Genomic DNA, 14,724 nt, shown 5'->3' with positions numbered 1-14,724 from the left:
GAATTACGCACGGTTTTCGGTCGCCGGTTGTGGTGCAACCTGCGCTAATTCCATGGAAAATCGGGCCGGGGTCACGATGAGGGGCGGGAAGTGCCACTCTGAGACGTGTGGGAAACGGGTGTGGAAACGGACGTAGCGTCACAAACCCACAAACTTCTGGGCACCACATGGACTGCGTGCATCGTGCCTGAATTTGCAGTCGCTGATTCGGCGAAATCGCAGCCTCCCCCGCCGCGCATCACGTTATCGGACGTTCCGGATGCGGTGCAAAGCGGGCTGTGGTGGGTGCAGATTACTGCGCCGCCATGGGCATTCTTGCGATCTGGCAGCGCTGCCAGAGGGTGGACAGCGCGCCGACCAGATGATCGACATCGGCATCCGTGTGCACTGGTGACGGCGTGATGCGCAGGCGCTCGGTGCCTTTGGGCACGGTGGGGTAGTTGATCGGCTGGATGTAGATGCCGAATTCTTCGAGCAGCGTGTCCGAGATGAACTTGCACTTGACCGGATCGCCCACCATCACCGGGATGATGTGGCTGGGGTTAGGCAGGTGCGGGATGCCCTCGGCATCGAGCCGGGCACGCACCTGCGCGACGCGGGCCTGCTGGGCGGTGCGCTCGGCCTGTGACGATTTCAGGTGTCGGATCGAGGCGGCGGCGCCGGCGGCAATCGCGGGCGGCAGGGCGGTGGTGAAGATGAAGCCACTGGCAAAGCTGCGCACGAAATCGCAGAGCGCAGCCGATGCGGCGATATAGCCGCCGACCACGCCGAAGGCCTTGCCCAAGGTGCCCTCGATCACCGTGAGGCGGTGCATCAGGCCCTCGCGCTCGGCAATGCCGCCGCCGCGGGGACCGTAGAGGCCGACGGCGTGCACTTCATCGAGATAGGTCATGGCACCGTATTTGTCGGCGAGGTCGCAGATCTCCTTGATGGGCGCGATGTCGCCATCCATGGAATAAACCGATTCAAAGGCGATCATCTTGGGCGCGTTCGGGTTGGCGGCGGCCAGCTTTGCCTCGAGGTCTTCAAGGTCGTTGTGCTTCCAGATCACCTTTTGCGCGCGGGAATGGCGGATGCCTTCGATCATCGAGGCATGGTTCAGCGCGTCCGAGAACACGATCAGGCCGGGGATTTTCGCCGCCAGCGTGCCCAGCGCAGCCCAGTTCGAGACATAGCCGGAGGTGAACAACAGCGCCGCTTCTTTCCCGTGCAGATCGGCCAGTTCGGCCTCGAGCAGAACATGGTCATGGGTGGTGCCCGAGATGTTGCGGGTGCCCCCGGCCCCTGCCCCGCAGCGGTCGAGCGCATCGTGCATGGCGGCCAGAACATCCGGGTGCTGCCCCATGCCGAGATAGTCGTTCGAGCACCAGATTCGCACGTCGCGCCGTGTCTCCCCGTCGGTCTGGCGAGCGTTCGGGAAGGCGCCGCAGCGCCGTTGCAGGTCGATGAAGACGCGGTAATTGCCTTCGTCCTTCAGACCGTCGAGGCTCTGGGTAAAAAATCGCTCGTAGTCCATGACGCTCTACTCCCGGGAATACTGGCTTTGTTAGCAAGGGTATGGGCGGTGCGGGACGAGTTACATGACAATAGTCAAGCCGGGCGGTTATGGTATCGGAGCCCACCATGACGAAAGGGCTGGCGCCCCGGGGGCGGCTTTGGCATAGCGGGGGCACGCACCCAGCCGGGGACATGGCCGTCGACGCCGTGGAATAACGCAAGGGGATGGCCACGTGGCGCATGAATTACAGAAAACGATCGCGCGGAATTCGCTGCTGATCCGGTCGCTGCCCGATCAGCATGTGACCACGCTGCTGAGCCATGCGATCTGGCGGCGGTATGAACGGGGCGAGACCCTGTTCCTGCAGGAGGAAAAGGCACACGCGATCCACGTAGTGATCGACGGCTGGGTCAAGCTGTTCCGGATGGCGCCCACCGGGTCGGAGGCGGTGGTGAGCGTCTTTACACGCGGCGAGAGCTTTGGCGAGGCGGTCGCCTTGCGCAACATGCCCTATCCGGTTTCCGCCGAGGCGGTGACGGCCTGCGAGGTGATGCATATCCCCAGCCACGTCTTTGTCTCGCTGATGAAGGAAGACCCCGAGATCGGGATTTCGATTCTGGCCGCGACCTTTACCCATCTGCATTCGCTGGTGGCGCAGCTCGAACAGCTCAAGGCGCATACCGGGGCGCAGCGGGTGGCGGAATTCCTGCTGAACCTGGCCGATTGCGAGGACGGGGCCTGCGAGGTGATTTTGCCCTATGACAAGATGCTGATTGCCGGGCGTCTGGGGATGAAGCCCGAGAGCCTGAGCCGCGCCTTTACCCGGTTGAAGACAGCCGGTGTGACGGTGAAGAGAAACCATGCCGAGATCGCCGATATCGAGACCTTGCGCGACTATGCCGATAGCGATCCCGCAGAGAGCTGGAGCAGATCATGAGCGAGCGGATGCAGGCCGTGCTGGACGCTATCGACGCGGCCAACGCAGCGGACCCGAGGATGGACGAGGGCCAGCCCGAGGCGCTGCTTTATGGCCGGCGGATGAGCGAGGAACTGGCACGGCTGGTGCCTGAGGCCTCGGAGGTGTTGCAGATCGCGGCGCGGGGTCAGCATGTCGAGCGCTGGAAGCTGGCGCGCAGCGAATACCCCGAGGGCCGCGCCGGCTATCTGGCCTGGCGCAAGGCGCAGGGGGCGTACCATGCCACGGTGGTCATGGGGATGATGTCTCAGGCCGGGTATGGCTCGGAAGAGGCGGATGCGGTGGGCCGGATGCTGCGCAAGGAGGGCATCAAACGCGATTCAGAGGTGCAGGCGCTGGAGGACGTGATCTGTTTCGTGTTCCTCAAGTGGTATTTCGCGCCCTTTGCCGAAAAGCACTCGGCAGAGAAGATCCAGCGGATCGTGGAGAAGACTGCCCGGAAGATGTCGGCGGAGGCGCGGGTGCGGACGTTGGAAGAGTTCGATCTGCCCGAGGATCTGGCGGCGGCTTTCAGGGTCTGATACGGTTCGGTTGATTATGGGCCTCCTCTGTCTTATTGGCGTGGCGTACATGTCAGGCGGGTGGCGGGTCGCAACCCGAAGTGAGGGTTGCCGCCTCAATTCGCATTGCGGCTGTCCGCAGCCAAATCTTGCCTCCTGATCTCCCGAACCAGCAAGAAAACTCCGAGCAAAGTGTCGCTGTGTTGCCGCCTGCGTTTTGGCAACGGCAGGCTGATTCTGCAGCGGCATCTTGCCTGTGATTGCAAGTGGCTTCGCCAAGACGCCAAGTCGGGCTTCCCACAACACAGGCAATGAAGGGAAGACCAATGTCACTTGCAAACACTGCTGAACGACAAATGCTCGACCTGATCAATCAGGAGCGCGCCTCTACGGGCTTGAACCCCCTGAGGCTGAACACGCTTCTGAACGAGTCCAGCGAGGATCACAGCCAATGGATGATCGACACGGACGTTTTTTCCCACACTGGTGCGGGGGGCTCGACCGCGACTGAGCGTATGCGGGCCGCCAACTATCCGTTCGAGGGGTCATGGTCATCGGGTGAAAACATCGCCTGGCAATCGGAACGTGGAGCCGACGGGATCTCTGACGATGTCGTGCAACTGCATCAGGGTCTGATGAACAGTCCGGGACACAGGGCCAACATCCTCAATCCCGATTTCACCGAGATCGGGATCGGGATCGAACGCGGCGACATGGATGGCTTTGACGCGGTCGTGGTCACGCAGAATTTTGCGCGCACCGATGGCGACACCTCGGCAACCGTTGAGCCGGACACAGGGCCAACGCCGGGGCCGACGCCGGACCCCACACCGGAGCCCACGCCCGAGCCGACACCAGAACCTACACCCGAGCCCACGCCTGATCCCGAACCTACACCGGAGCCTGAGCCGACGCCAGAACCCGAGCCGACGCCAGAGCCAACGCCAGAGCCGGAACCCGAGCCAGAGCCGACACCGGAGCCTCAGCCGGACTCTGGCTGCGATGACAATCCAAACATTCACTTCGGAACCGCCGATGACGACAAGATCGCGGCCACAGGTAACTGGGCCATGATCTTTGCAGCCGCAGGCAATGACGATGTCACGGGGTCCGACGGGCACGACTATCTGGACGGCGATGCCGGTGATGATGCCATGGCCGGTGAGGCCGGCGACGACTTCATGGTCGGCGGCGAAGGAAACGACACCCTGAAGGGCGGTGACGGAACGGATCTCCTCGTCGGCGGCGCGGGGGACGACACCATGACCGGTGGAGCAGACGCAGACTATTTCGACTTCACGGCTGGCAACGACAAAATCACCGACTTCACGGCTGGTGAGGATATCCTGTTCCTGGATGCTTCCCTTCTAGGCAACAACCGCAACGCCCGGGATGTCTTTGCCAAGAATGCCGAGGTTGTCGACGGCAACACCGTCGTCGATTTCGGCAACGACACCTCGCTGACGTTGATGGGTGTGACCGAGCTAGACGAAATAGACGTCTATTCCTTCATGTGCTGATCAGGCTATTGCTTGTGATCGCCTGAGCAGGGGGCGCAGCAGCCCGACATGCTGCGCCCTCGGTCTTTTAAGCGTTTAGGGTTGATCCCGCTCAACAGCTCTTGCCGCAATGCCGCTTCCGGGAAGCCCCCATCGGTCACCAGGAAATATGCGGCTGCCTATCCGCACAACGTTTTTTTTGGCAAACGTGTTCGCCCGGTTCGAGCCCAATCTGGACATCGACCAGCAGCTATGCGCACCGTGAACTATGTCACTAACGCAAGACTTCGAGCAAATTCTAGAAACTGCCCTGCCAACCGATCCCAGCTTTCAGCGGATCGAACAGGCGGTGATAGACAGGTGCATTTGTGACACCCGACGATACGCTTTGGAGGGCTCCAAAGAGGCCTTTCTGTTCTCCGCAATGCGCTTACTGGCACTTCCCGACAACGGGCACACACGGCTGATTCCGAACGATGCCATCTCGGTGCTCCCGCTAAGGTTTGTGAGCATCGGAACGGCTCTGCATTTAATTGGTACGGCACCAGAGACAATTGCGCCAAGAGGAGAGTTGATTGCGGTCAACGGCACACCTTTGAGCCAAATCGAAGCCGCCTCAAAAAGATTTCTGGCGGGAACGCGCCAAAGGAAACGGGTCATCGGATCGATTCTTCTCGCGTGGCCGTATGCTTTGGCTCGCCTGGGTTTTTCCTCAAAAGACGATACGACCGAGTATCGCGTGCAAGACGAGAATGGGCAGATAACCGATTTCAAAGTGGAGAACGGGTATACGGTTCCTGCATCAACGCTCTACCCGAGAAACGAGCATGGCAAGGCTGATCCGGCCTGGAAACCCGAGAGATTTGTGGAGATTAAGGACTGGCAGGGACTTGGGCTTTCAATATTGTTGCCAAGTTTCTTCGATCCAGGCGAAAGTGCGCTGCCGAAAGCCATCTCAGGTGCAGCAGAACAAGTAAGCGCCTGCTCGAACAAAGCACTCTTGATTGACATTCGCGGAAACACCGGTGGCGACTTCCTTCAAACGATGCCCTTGATCGACGCCATCTCTGAAAACGCAAGCAGACAGGTTGTTGTGCTTGTCGATAAGTTCACGTTCTCCGCAGCGATAGTGTTTGTCGCCATCCTCAAACATCGTTTGGGACGTAGGCTCAAACTCATCGGGGAAGAAATGGGCGACGCGTTGATGTTTTTTGCTGAGGGCGGTTTGCTCGATTTGCCGACCAGCGGAGCGGTCGTTCGATATTCATCGGCCTTTCACGACTGGGGGAACGGAACCAGCGATGAAACCACACCGGCCGAGATCGCGCGGCAAATAGTCCCGGCTGGAGCACTGGATTTGGATTGGGAATGGACCGCAAAACCTACGGCTGAGGATGCACACGGCGCGTTCTATCAACGAGTTCTCAAAAGTCTGAGCAATTAGACGAACGGCAGGAAGGTCCCGCAGACCGGACCTCAGATACTGGTGACGCGGCGCATGTTTGGTGAGGATGTTAGGGGCTCCTCCGGGAGCGATCACGGCAACACTTCCTTAGATCAGGTAGAGGGCGAAAAGCAGCAAGGTGAAACCGGTCAGGATTGTTGTGAAGCCACGCAGCCAGGCGGGGCTTTGGGTGAGCTCCAGATAGTGGGCGAGGATGGTGCGGGCTTTGATCAGGGCCAGGAGCAGGATGGCGCCGCCCAAAATGGTGGGTGGCAGGGGTGTGGTGGTCAGCAGTGCGGTGGCAAGGCTAAGGGCCAGCAGGGTGAGCCAGGCGCGGGTGGTAGTGTTTGGATTTGCGTATTTGGGGCGAGAAGAAGCCATAAGTGTCATCCCAGCAGATAGATCACGGGGAAGAGCAGGATCCAGATCAGGTCAACCATGTGCCAGAATTGCGCCCCGGCCTCGATATTGCGGGGGTGGTCGCGCCACGCGACCAAGGCCAGGATGCCGACGCCTGCGGCCACATGGGCGGCGTGGAAGCCGGTGAGCAGATAGTAGAACATGAAGAACGGGTGGGTGTCGAAGCTGATCCCCTGTGCCGCTTTGTCGGCATATTCCACGCCCTTAATGATCAGGAACACCACGCCGAGCGCGGCTGCGGCGATGAGCGCCGCGCGGGCGTGCAGGCGTTTGGCGGCGTTGCGTAAGGCAAGCGCCTGCGCGGCGAGGTAGCCGGAGGTGACCAGCACCACCGTGTTGAGCGCGGCGCCGGTCTGGTAGAGATGGGATTGTGCCTCGGCAAAGCCTGCGGGATCGGTCAGGCGCACCGCCATGAAGGCGGCGAGCCCGGCACCGAACACCAGCAACTCGCTGACGATCAGCACCCACATCATCAGCTCGCCGGGAAGTTCGTCGATCAGAGACGCGTCGCTCATGCGCCGACCAGTTGGCGGTAGATCTGCGGCAGGGCCATGGTCAGGCGGTTCGGGTCGGGGATGACGGCGAAACCACCCTGCCCGAACATGCGGGGAAACCAGCTTTTGCCGGTCTTGTCGATGGTGACGCCAAAGACCGATTGGCCGACGCGGCGGGCCTCGCGGATCGCTTGCCTTGTGTCTTCGATGCCGTGGCGGCCCTCGTAATGGTCCAGATCGTTGGGTTTGCCGTCGGTGATGACCAGCAGCAGGCGGCGTTTGCGCGATTGGGTGGCGAGGTCGGCGGAGGCATGGCGGATGGCGGCGCCGAGGCGGGTGTAGAAGCCGGGGCGCAGGGAGGCGATGCGTTGTTCGACGGCCCAGCCCATCGGTTCGCCGAAGGATTTGCAGCGCTGGATATAGACGCGGTGGCGTTTGAGCGAGCTGAAGGCGTGGATGGCGAAATCGTCGCCGCAGGCGTTGAGGCCCCAGGCGAGGGCGGTCAGCGCCTCGCGTTCGACGTCGATCACGGCGCGGCCCGAGACGGCGCTTTCGGTGGAGCGGCTGATGTCGAGCAGGATCGAGACCGCAAGGTCGCGGGCGACGGGGCGGGATTGCATCCAGATGCGGTCATTGCCTTCGCCGCTGGCGCGGCGATCGGTTTCGGCGCGGACGGCGGCCTCGATATCGAGCTGGTCACCGTCGAGATGGCCCCGGGTCATGACGCGGCCCGGGCGCAGCGCCTCGAACTGACGTTTGACGGCGCGGATGCGGCGGGCGGTGGCGGGGTCCTTGCCGAACTCGGCGGCATCCTCGCGGATGTCGGCACCCGACGTCAGGACATTGACGTGATCGGGCAGGTAGGCGCCGGTGCGCACATCCCATTCGGGGTAGAGGACGCGGCCCGAGAGGCGTTCGCGGTCGACATCCTCGGGGGCGAGGTCGAGATGCAGTTTCAGTTTGGTGGGCGGGGCCTTGGAGATCTGGCCGAGGCCGATCTCGTCCTGATCGTCGGCGGCTTTCTTGGCGTTGTCGGGATCGTCGTCATCGACGCGGCGGTTGAGGTTGAGGAATTCGGCCCAGCTGAGGATGGCCTCGAACTTGTGCAGGATGAAGCTGTCGCTGCGCTCGGCCTGATCGGATTTACGGCGGCGGGCGCGGTGGGTTTTTTCGTTGGATTCCTCGGGCGGGCCGTCGGTGTCGCGGCTTTCGACCTCGTGGTGTTCCGAGAAGCCCACGGCGCGCAGTTCGGGCCAGAGGGGGACCGGGCGGAAGGGCTGGTAGCCGCGCGGGGCGGTGAGGTCGGGATGAAGCCGCTTGGAAGCGGCTTGGCAAGCGGTTTCGAAACCGCTTGAAGGCGTTTGCAAACGCCTTGCCTGTTCCGAGAGCGGGTTCGGATCGCCAAGCATATGGCGCACCAGTTCTTCGACTGCCGCCTCGGCCGGCGGCAGGCCCGGCACGTCGCGCTGATGCAGCAGACCCTTGCACAGCTCGGTATAGAGCGGGCGCAGGCCGGGGGCGTTTTCCAGCGTCTCTTCAACCATCTGGCGGGCCGCCATCAGCGCGGAGAGATCGGCGCGGAGGGGGTCGTCCTCGTCGATCCGGGTGCCCGCATGGGCGGCGGCGGCGGCGAGCCATACGTAAAGCGCGCCGTTGGCTTCGCGGGAGGGGTAGACCGCGAGCTGGTCCGGCAGGCGGAGCACTTCGCCATCGAAGGAGGCGCGCGGCAGCAGCTCGGCCTCGGTGCCCAGTCGGCGGCGCCAGCCGAGCCGGTGGTGCGAGAGCTCGGGCGAGACCGGGCGCAGCTCGACGCCCGGTGCCCCGCCGAGCCCCCGGAAAAGGACTGCCAGCCGCCCCGCGACCTGCGTAAGGTCGACCGCGGCTCCATCATGCACCTCAGGTGCATCGAGGCGGCTGGCAAGGGTGTGCCACAGTTTCCCGATGGTTTCTTCGGGTTCCCATGGCTCGAAATCGATCCTGACCATCGGCCGGCCTCACCCAAAGACGGCCGTGACAAGATCGAGGAGCCCGCGTTTGATATCCTCGTCATCGGTGAGAGGTTCGATCATCGCCGCAAGAATGGCGCGATCGGTGGACATGCCCTGCGCGATCAGCGTGGCGGCATAGACGACAAGGCGGGTCGAGACGCCTTCCTCAAGATCCTGACCCTTGAGGCCGCGCAGTTTGCCCGCCAGACGCACCAGCGGTTTGCAGCGTTCCAGCGACAGACCGCTTTCCTCGGACACGACCTTGGTTTCCAGCTCGGATGTCGGAAAGTCGAATTCGACCGAGATGAAGCGTTGCCGGGTCGAGGGTTTGAGGGTTTTCAGGATGTTCTGGTAGCCGGGGTTGTAGGAGGCCACCAGCATGAAGCCCGGGGCGGCCACCAGCTCCTCGCCCGTGCGGTCGATGGGCAGGATGCGGCGGTCGTCGGTCAGCGGGTGCAGCACGACGGTAACGTCCTTGCGGGCCTCGACCACCTCATCGAGGTAGCAGATGGCGCCTTCGCGCACGGCGCGGGTCAGCGGGCCGTCGACCCAGACGGTTTCCCCGCCCTTGAGCAGGTAGCGTCCGATCAGGTCGGCGGCGGCGAGGTCGTCATGGCAGGCCACCGTATAGAGCGGGCGGCCCAGCCTGGCGGCCATATGCGCCACGAAACGGGTCTTGCCGCATCCCGTAGGCCCCTTGAGCAGGACCGGCAGGTTATTGTTATGCGCGGCGGTGAACACATCGCATTCATCGCCCTGCGCGAGGTAGAAGGGGGCGTCAGCCGCCCCCGTTCCAAGGTTCAATGATCCATCCATCTGCATCACTCCGCAGGCGTTTCGGCCGCGCCGGGTTCAATGATCTCTTTGCGCGGCACCCACATGGCGTAGATGAAGACCAGCGCACCGATCACGACCACCAGACCCGAACCGAAGCGCATCCAGTAGAAGATCGCGATCTGGTCCTGAACGTCCATGAAGTAGTCGCCCAGCACCCGTTGCAGGTGGGTCTGGATGGTACCGGCGAAGGTCAGCACGAAGGTCATAAAGACCATACCGCCGGTCATCAGCCAGAAGGACGCCATATTCAGCACCTGATTATAGGGATCGCGGTTGCGCAGGATCGGCATCGCGTAGCTGAAGATCGCCAGATTCAGGGCAACATAGGCGCCGAAGAAGGCCAAGTGACCGTGGGCGGCGGTGATCTGCGTGCCGTGGGTATAGTAGTTTACCCCGTGCAGCGTGTGCAGGAAGCCCCAGACACCGGCGCCGAAGAAGGCGAGCGTAGCACAGCCCAGCGACCACAGAAGTGCGGCCTTGTTCGGGTGGTCCCGACGGCCCTTCCAGACCATGACGAAGGCAAAGGCCATCATCGCAAAGAAGGGGATCACCTCGAGCGATGAGAAGATCGAGCCGATCCACTGCCAGTAGGCCGGAGTACCGATCCAGTAGTAGTGGTGACCGGTGCCCAGGATGCCCGAGAACAGTGCCGCCGCGACGATGACATAGAGCCATTTCTCGACGATCTCACGGTCGACGCCCGTCAGCTTGAGCATCAGGTAGGCCAGGATCGAGGCCATGATCAGCTCCCACACGCCTTCGACCCAGAGGTGGACGACATACCACCAGTACTGTTTGTCGAGCGCCAGGTTGCCCGGGTTGTAGAAGGCGAAGAGGAACAGCAGCGCCAGACCCCAGAGGCCCAGAAGCAGGATGTTCGAGATCGCGGTCTTCTTGCCCTTCAGAACCGTCATCGAGACGTTGAAGAGGAAGATCAGCGCCGCCACGACAATGCCGAGTTTGACCCATTTGGGCTGTTCCAGGAACTCGCGCCCTTCCTTGCCGAGGAAATAGTTGCCCTCGAACAGGTTGAAGACGTAGGTGAGCACTACGCCCAGCGTGCCGATCACCAGGATCGCGAGCTGGATATAGGCCAGCTTGGTCGAGTGGATCTCACGCTCGGCCTCTTCCGGGATCAGGAAATAGGCGGCCCCGAAGAAGCCGGTGATCAGCCACACGATCAGCGAGTTGGTGTGCAGCATCCGCACGATGTTGAACGGCAGCGACTCGGACAGCGTGTTGGGCGAGACATAGATCCAGCCGGCGAGCAGACCGCCCAGCACCTGGATCGCAAAGAGGCCCATGGCAACGGCAAAGTAGACCAGGGCGATTTTCTGGGATTCGTATTTCATTGCTCCGTTCCCTCCTTAGCCCGCGTCGTTGGGGGGCCAGTCCTGAGCGTCGATATTGTCCGTCCAGATCAGGAAGTTGCTCAGATCGCGGATTTCTTCGTCGCTGAGGTTGAATTGCGGCATCTGGCGGCGGCCTTCGATGCCGGTGGGTTGCGCCTCCATCCAGGCCTTGAGGGTTTCGAACGCCTCGTCGGGATCTTCCAGGACGCCCCAACGGGTCATCACGTTGGCGACCTCGGGGGCGAAATAGGCGCCCTCGCCCAGGATGGTGTGGCAGTTGATGCAGGCGTTGTCCTCCCACACCCGTTTGCCGCGGATCACACTGTCATCCAGTTTGTCGGCATTGGTCGAGGTGGTGACGATGTAACGGTGAGAGTGGAAAGAAAGCCCCAAAAAGATGAGGATAAAGAACAGTGACCCGCCATAGAATATGTTGCGGGCCATGGACTTGGTCATGACTTCGCGCATTGCGCTCTCCTTTGCGCCGCGTTGCTGGTGCGGGGAGCATGGCGAGGCGGCGCGCGGAGCGCCTTAACGAAAGTCAAGGCTGGGGGAATGGGTGGCCGGCGTTTCGGGGCCGCTTATGGCGTTTCGGGGCGCACCCGCGATTAGCCAGTTGTCGGGGGTGCGTTCGGCTGCGCAGGGGGTTGCGGCCTTTATCGGTCGCTGTCCGCCCCGTCTGGCCTCCACGGCTCTCGCCCGACCATCCGGTCTGCTTCCGCCGTGATGTCGTTCATATGCTGCTCGAGGTTCTGGCGCAGGGCCTCGATCTGCTCTTCACTGGCCTTGCGAGGAACCTTTTCGGTCCATTCGCGGCAGATGAAGACGCCATCGTTCCGCCAGGGGCGCGGCAAGAGCAGCCGGTCCCAGGTTCCGGCCTCGCGCCCGTGACGGGCGGAATAGGTGATGCCGAAGATCCGCTTGCCCGACGTCCGCGCCCAGATCAGCGGTACGGTTGACGAGATCCGCTCGGGACCCCGGGGGCCGTCGGCGGCGATGCCGATCGAGATGCCCTGTTTCATCTTGCCCAGCACCTCGCGCGACAGGGCCACGTGGCGCTTGTGGCTGGACATGGCGATGGTGTCCATACCGAAGAGCTGTTGCACCTGCCCCACCATGCTGCCGGCGCGCGCGGCCGAGGTGATCGAGCAGATCCGGCCCTTGTCCAGCGGGAAGAAATAGGGTGACTGCGCGAGCCGCTGATGCCAGAGCACAACGATGACCGGCTCGCCCTGCGCGGCCAGTTCGTCCAGCTCCTCGTACCCGATACGCTGCCATTTGGTGTTGCGATGCACCAGGCGGATATAGCCCGCGATGCGCCGGGCGATCCAGTTCAGCACGGCTTCGCTGTCGGCTATCTTCTTTCGCAAACTCAACGGGCGCATCCTTATTGCTGGCCGAACTTGTCTTACCGTTCTCACCGGGTCGCGCAACTTCTTTGTGGGGCAGGCAGGGGCGGCGGAAAGTGAAAAAAGCCTCTTGAGTCCATCGCGCCGCTGGCATATCTGAGTGCACGCCTTAGGGGTATAGCTCAGTTGGTAGAGCGACGGTCTCCAAAACCGTAGGTCGCGGGTTCGAACCCTGCTGCCCCTGCCAAATCTCTCAATGCCATGCAGATTACGCCACGCCGTTCGGAGGAAGTCCTGTGCGGGGTTTCCGGCTTGCAGAATGGCGGTGTTTGCCCTGCCCACTCGCGAATGTTGATTGCAGCGCCGCAAGGAGAAGCAACTGTGTTGGTCCGATGGGAACCGCCGCAAGGCCTTGGCCGCGAACAAAAAATCCGTCACCTGAGCCCGCCCTGCGGGGGCAGAACCATTTTTTCGAAAAAAGTTAACGATGTGTGATCCAGTTTACTGAACGGGCGGCGGATTCATGCCACATTGGGGATGTTAATGAGTGAGTGTTTGACTGTTTATTAGAACACAAGTTTTTTGAACTTCTCCCTGAGATTAGGGCGCGCAATTGATCTGCGCGCCCGCTTTCATTTTTGGGCGTCACCCGCGTGAACCCGGGCGTGAACGGTTAGGGGGGATCACATAAATCGGCGCCTTAACCATGAGCGCAGTGAGTGACAACGGCCCTTGAGCCCAGCCGACAAAGGCGACGCTTACAGATGTGCAGCCGCGCGATCAGCCCGAAGCTCGAAGGCACCAGCCCGCAGGATCAGTTCGATCCGGCCGCAGAGCCGGAGCTTTCGGCTTCGTCCGTGCGGTCGCTGTACCGCACTCGCATCTGGATGGCCTGCATGAAACGGCTTTTGTCGACGAGGGCGGACAGGAAATCGCCCAGATAGTCCCCGTGCAAGCCCGCCTCGATGGCTGCATCGAACGCCGCCTCGCCCTGTTCGAACCGCTCCTCGCGAAGCAACACCAAAGCATTGATGAACTGAGTGTAGCTGTCGCCGGGTTTCAGCTGCAATGCTCGGTCAATGGCGGCACGGGCCTGCGGAAGCCGATCCAGTTCCATGGCAATTTCGGCATGCAGGCGGTGATCGTAGTGATCTGCCTCCTCAAGCGCGACACTGCGTTCGATCTGGGTCAGGGCCGCTACGTAATCACCGTCGTCGGCCAGAAGTTTCGCCCGCCAAAACAGCAGGTAACTGCTTGCGCCAGCGTGCTTTTCAGCTCCGGTCAGCAATTCATTTGCCTCGGACCCGCGGCCAAGCGCGACCAGTGCCCGCGCTTTGCGCACATATCCGTCGTCAGCCTCTGGCCAGGCTTCGATGACCGCATCGGCGTCCTTGAGCGCCTGCTTGGGGCGGTCCAGATTCAGCAGGATCAGAGACCTGCGTGAGCGGGCCGAGATATAGTCGGGGTCGATCTCCAGTGCGCGGGTCACATGGTCGAACGCCTCGTGCCATTTGTCCTGCTGAGACAAAACGTAGGCCAGCCCGTATTCCGCGTTCGCATCCCATTCGTTCTTGGCAAGCGCCGTACGAAACTGCTCAAGCGCGGGTTCGTATCGGTCCGCATATGCCAGCACCCAGCCCAGTTCGCGGATCGCCCAGCGATAATCGGGATCCAGGGCCAGCGCCGCGCGCATATAGCCGGTGAACTCATCCAGATCGATCTGCTTGGCATGGTATTGGCTGGCGGCGAGCCCCGCCATGTTCTGGCCCCGGGGTTTGCGCGCCACCGCCTGACGGAACAGTTCGGCGGCCGCGGCGTAGTCGTCGCGCATGTAAAAAATCCAGGCGTGCCCCTGCAGTCCGGGTTCGGCCTGCGGGTCGATGGTAAGGATGTCGCCAAAGGTCGCATCGGCCCGGTCCAGATCGTCGACGTTGATGTATGACCAGGCGAGGCGGTCCAGCATTTCGATCCGCTGGCCATCGGACGCCCCGTTTTCCTCAAGACCGCGCGTGCAGATTTCAATCAGCCGCTCGGCGGTGTCGTCCCCTGCGATGCAGGCCGAGGCGTAGGTCAGCTGCGAATCCGTCAGGAGGGGCTTGGCGCTGGCATCTCCGCTCGATGCGAATGCGGCCATCAGCAGGGCGAGCGAGAGGCCAGGCAGTGATGCGGGCGCGGGCGAAAAATCTGTTTGAAGTCGTGTCATTTGCCGCAGAATACGCATGAATGTGCAAAGAAAAAGGCCGCTCTTGTTGAGCGGCCTTTTTTGGTTTGTTTTGTTCGGCGGTGTGCCGGGCTGAAGCCCGGCCTGCCGGTTATTCGATGATTTTCGACACCACGCCGGCGCCAACCGTGCGGCCGCCTTCGCGG

The 14,724-nt window shown here is 62.0% G+C and carries 13 protein-coding genes and 1 tRNA gene; 5 read left to right on the top strand and 9 right to left on the bottom strand.

The features are described from left to right. Positions 1-292: 292 nt before the first annotated feature. Positions 293-1,516 (bottom strand): 5-aminolevulinate synthase, encoded by a 1,224-nt coding sequence (hemA, locus tag AB3N21_RS00070; RefSeq protein WP_367933284.1) that lies wholly within the window; start codon positions 1,514-1,516, stop codon positions 293-295. A 214-nt stretch (positions 1,517-1,730) separates the two neighbouring features. Here hemA and AB3N21_RS00065 point away from each other — a divergent pair, with 214 nt between their 5' ends. From AB3N21_RS00065 to AB3N21_RS00050, 4 genes are all read left to right on the top strand, one after another. After that, positions 1,731-2,435 (top strand): Crp/Fnr family transcriptional regulator, encoded by a 705-nt coding sequence (locus tag AB3N21_RS00065; protein ID WP_367933283.1) that lies wholly within the window; start codon positions 1,731-1,733, stop codon positions 2,433-2,435. Continuing rightward, positions 2,432-2,995, top strand: coding sequence for a DUF4202 domain-containing protein (locus AB3N21_RS00060; protein WP_367933282.1), 564 nt, complete (start codon positions 2,432-2,434; stop codon positions 2,993-2,995). Before AB3N21_RS00065 ends, AB3N21_RS00060 begins: the two co-directional genes overlap by 4 nt. Positions 2,996-3,330: 335 nt before the next feature. Beyond that, a complete protein-coding gene (locus tag AB3N21_RS00055) occupies positions 3,331-4,494 on the top strand; it encodes a CAP domain-containing protein (protein ID WP_367933281.1) in 1,164 nt (387 codons plus the stop codon). Between the two features lie 247 nt (positions 4,495-4,741). Further along, positions 4,742-5,917 carry a peptidase S41 gene (locus tag AB3N21_RS00050; protein WP_367933280.1) on the top strand — a complete coding sequence of 392 codons (1,176 nt, stop codon included), beginning with the start codon at positions 4,742-4,744 and terminating at the stop codon, positions 5,915-5,917. A 108-nt stretch (positions 5,918-6,025) separates the two neighbouring features. Here the strand turns inward: AB3N21_RS00050 and AB3N21_RS00045 are convergent, their stop codons facing one another. The 7 genes from AB3N21_RS00045 to AB3N21_RS00015 form a co-directional block, all read right to left on the bottom strand. Continuing rightward, positions 6,026-6,298 carry a cytochrome C oxidase subunit IV family protein gene (locus AB3N21_RS00045; protein ID WP_367933279.1) on the bottom strand — a complete coding sequence of 91 codons (273 nt, stop codon included), beginning with the start codon at positions 6,296-6,298 and terminating at the stop codon, positions 6,026-6,028. A 5-nt stretch (positions 6,299-6,303) separates the two neighbouring features. Then, on the bottom strand, positions 6,304-6,852 hold the full coding sequence (locus tag AB3N21_RS00040; RefSeq protein ID WP_367933278.1) for a cytochrome c oxidase subunit 3: 549 nt from the start codon (positions 6,850-6,852) through the stop codon (positions 6,304-6,306). Beyond that, a complete protein-coding gene (locus AB3N21_RS00035) occupies positions 6,849-8,816 on the bottom strand; it encodes a nitric oxide reductase activation protein NorD (protein WP_367933277.1) in 1,968 nt (655 codons plus the stop codon). Before AB3N21_RS00035 ends, AB3N21_RS00040 begins: the two co-directional genes overlap by 4 nt. A 9-nt stretch (positions 8,817-8,825) precedes the next feature. Continuing rightward, positions 8,826-9,641, bottom strand: a complete 816-nt coding sequence (locus AB3N21_RS00030; RefSeq protein WP_367933276.1) for a CbbQ/NirQ/NorQ/GpvN family protein — start codon at positions 9,639-9,641, stop codon at positions 8,826-8,828. Further along, positions 9,641-11,008, bottom strand: coding sequence for a cbb3-type cytochrome c oxidase subunit I (locus AB3N21_RS00025; RefSeq protein WP_367933275.1), 1,368 nt, complete (start codon positions 11,006-11,008; stop codon positions 9,641-9,643). The genes AB3N21_RS00030 and AB3N21_RS00025 overlap by 1 nt, the downstream gene beginning before the upstream one ends. Before the next feature lie 15 nt (positions 11,009-11,023). Further along, complete coding sequence (locus AB3N21_RS00020) at positions 11,024-11,476, bottom strand: cytochrome c (protein WP_171177209.1); 453 nt, start codon at positions 11,474-11,476, stop codon at positions 11,024-11,026. Positions 11,477-11,664: 188 nt separating this feature from the next. Then, a complete protein-coding gene (locus tag AB3N21_RS00015) occupies positions 11,665-12,378 on the bottom strand; it encodes a lysophospholipid acyltransferase family protein (RefSeq protein ID WP_367933274.1) in 714 nt (237 codons plus the stop codon). Positions 12,379-12,528: 150 nt separating this feature from the next. Between AB3N21_RS00015 and AB3N21_RS00010 the strand changes: the two genes are divergently transcribed. Continuing rightward, positions 12,529-12,604, top strand: a tRNA-Trp gene (locus AB3N21_RS00010). 567 nt (positions 12,605-13,171) lie between these two features. On the opposite strand, the gene AB3N21_RS00005 is transcribed toward AB3N21_RS00010, so the two are convergent. Beyond that, on the bottom strand, positions 13,172-14,491 hold the full coding sequence (locus AB3N21_RS00005) for a tetratricopeptide repeat protein (RefSeq protein WP_367933273.1): 1,320 nt from the start codon (positions 14,489-14,491) through the stop codon (positions 13,172-13,174). Positions 14,492-14,724 lie beyond the last annotated feature (233 nt).

This window comes from Ruegeria sp., assembly GCF_040830605.1.
Taxonomy (GTDB): domain Bacteria; phylum Pseudomonadota; class Alphaproteobacteria; order Rhodobacterales; family Rhodobacteraceae; genus Ruegeria.
This window is presented reverse-complemented; position numbering and strand designations above follow the sequence as displayed.

What these genes read in the sequence shown, in the direction of transcription:
- hemA (WP_367933284.1), bottom strand. Translation starts at nt 1,516, where the DNA reads ATGGACTACGAGCGATTTTTTACCCAGAGCCTCGACGGTCTGAAGGAC.
- AB3N21_RS00060 (WP_367933282.1), top strand. Translation starts at nt 2,432, where the DNA reads ATGAGCGAGCGGATGCAGGCCGTGCTGGACGCTATCGACGCGGCCAAC.
- AB3N21_RS00055 (WP_367933281.1), top strand. Translation starts at nt 3,331, where the DNA reads ATGCTCGACCTGATCAATCAGGAGCGCGCCTCTACGGGCTTGAACCCC.
- AB3N21_RS00050 (WP_367933280.1), top strand. Translation starts at nt 4,742, where the DNA reads ATGTCACTAACGCAAGACTTCGAGCAAATTCTAGAAACTGCCCTGCCA.
- AB3N21_RS00045 (WP_367933279.1), bottom strand. Translation starts at nt 6,298, where the DNA reads ATGGCTTCTTCTCGCCCCAAATACGCAAATCCAAACACTACCACCCGC.
- AB3N21_RS00040 (WP_367933278.1), bottom strand. Translation starts at nt 6,852, where the DNA reads ATGAGCGACGCGTCTCTGATCGACGAACTTCCCGGCGAGCTGATGATG.
- AB3N21_RS00035 (WP_367933277.1), bottom strand. Translation starts at nt 8,816, where the DNA reads ATGGTCAGGATCGATTTCGAGCCATGGGAACCCGAAGAAACCATCGGG.
- AB3N21_RS00030 (WP_367933276.1), bottom strand. Translation starts at nt 9,641, where the DNA reads ATGCAGATGGATGGATCATTGAACCTTGGAACGGGGGCGGCTGACGCC.
- AB3N21_RS00025 (WP_367933275.1), bottom strand. Translation starts at nt 11,008, where the DNA reads ATGAAATACGAATCCCAGAAAATCGCCCTGGTCTACTTTGCCGTTGCC.
- AB3N21_RS00020 (WP_171177209.1), bottom strand. Translation starts at nt 11,476, where the DNA reads ATGCGCGAAGTCATGACCAAGTCCATGGCCCGCAACATATTCTATGGC.
- AB3N21_RS00005 (WP_367933273.1), bottom strand. Translation starts at nt 14,491, where the DNA reads ATGGCCGCATTCGCATCGAGCGGAGATGCCAGCGCCAAGCCCCTCCTG.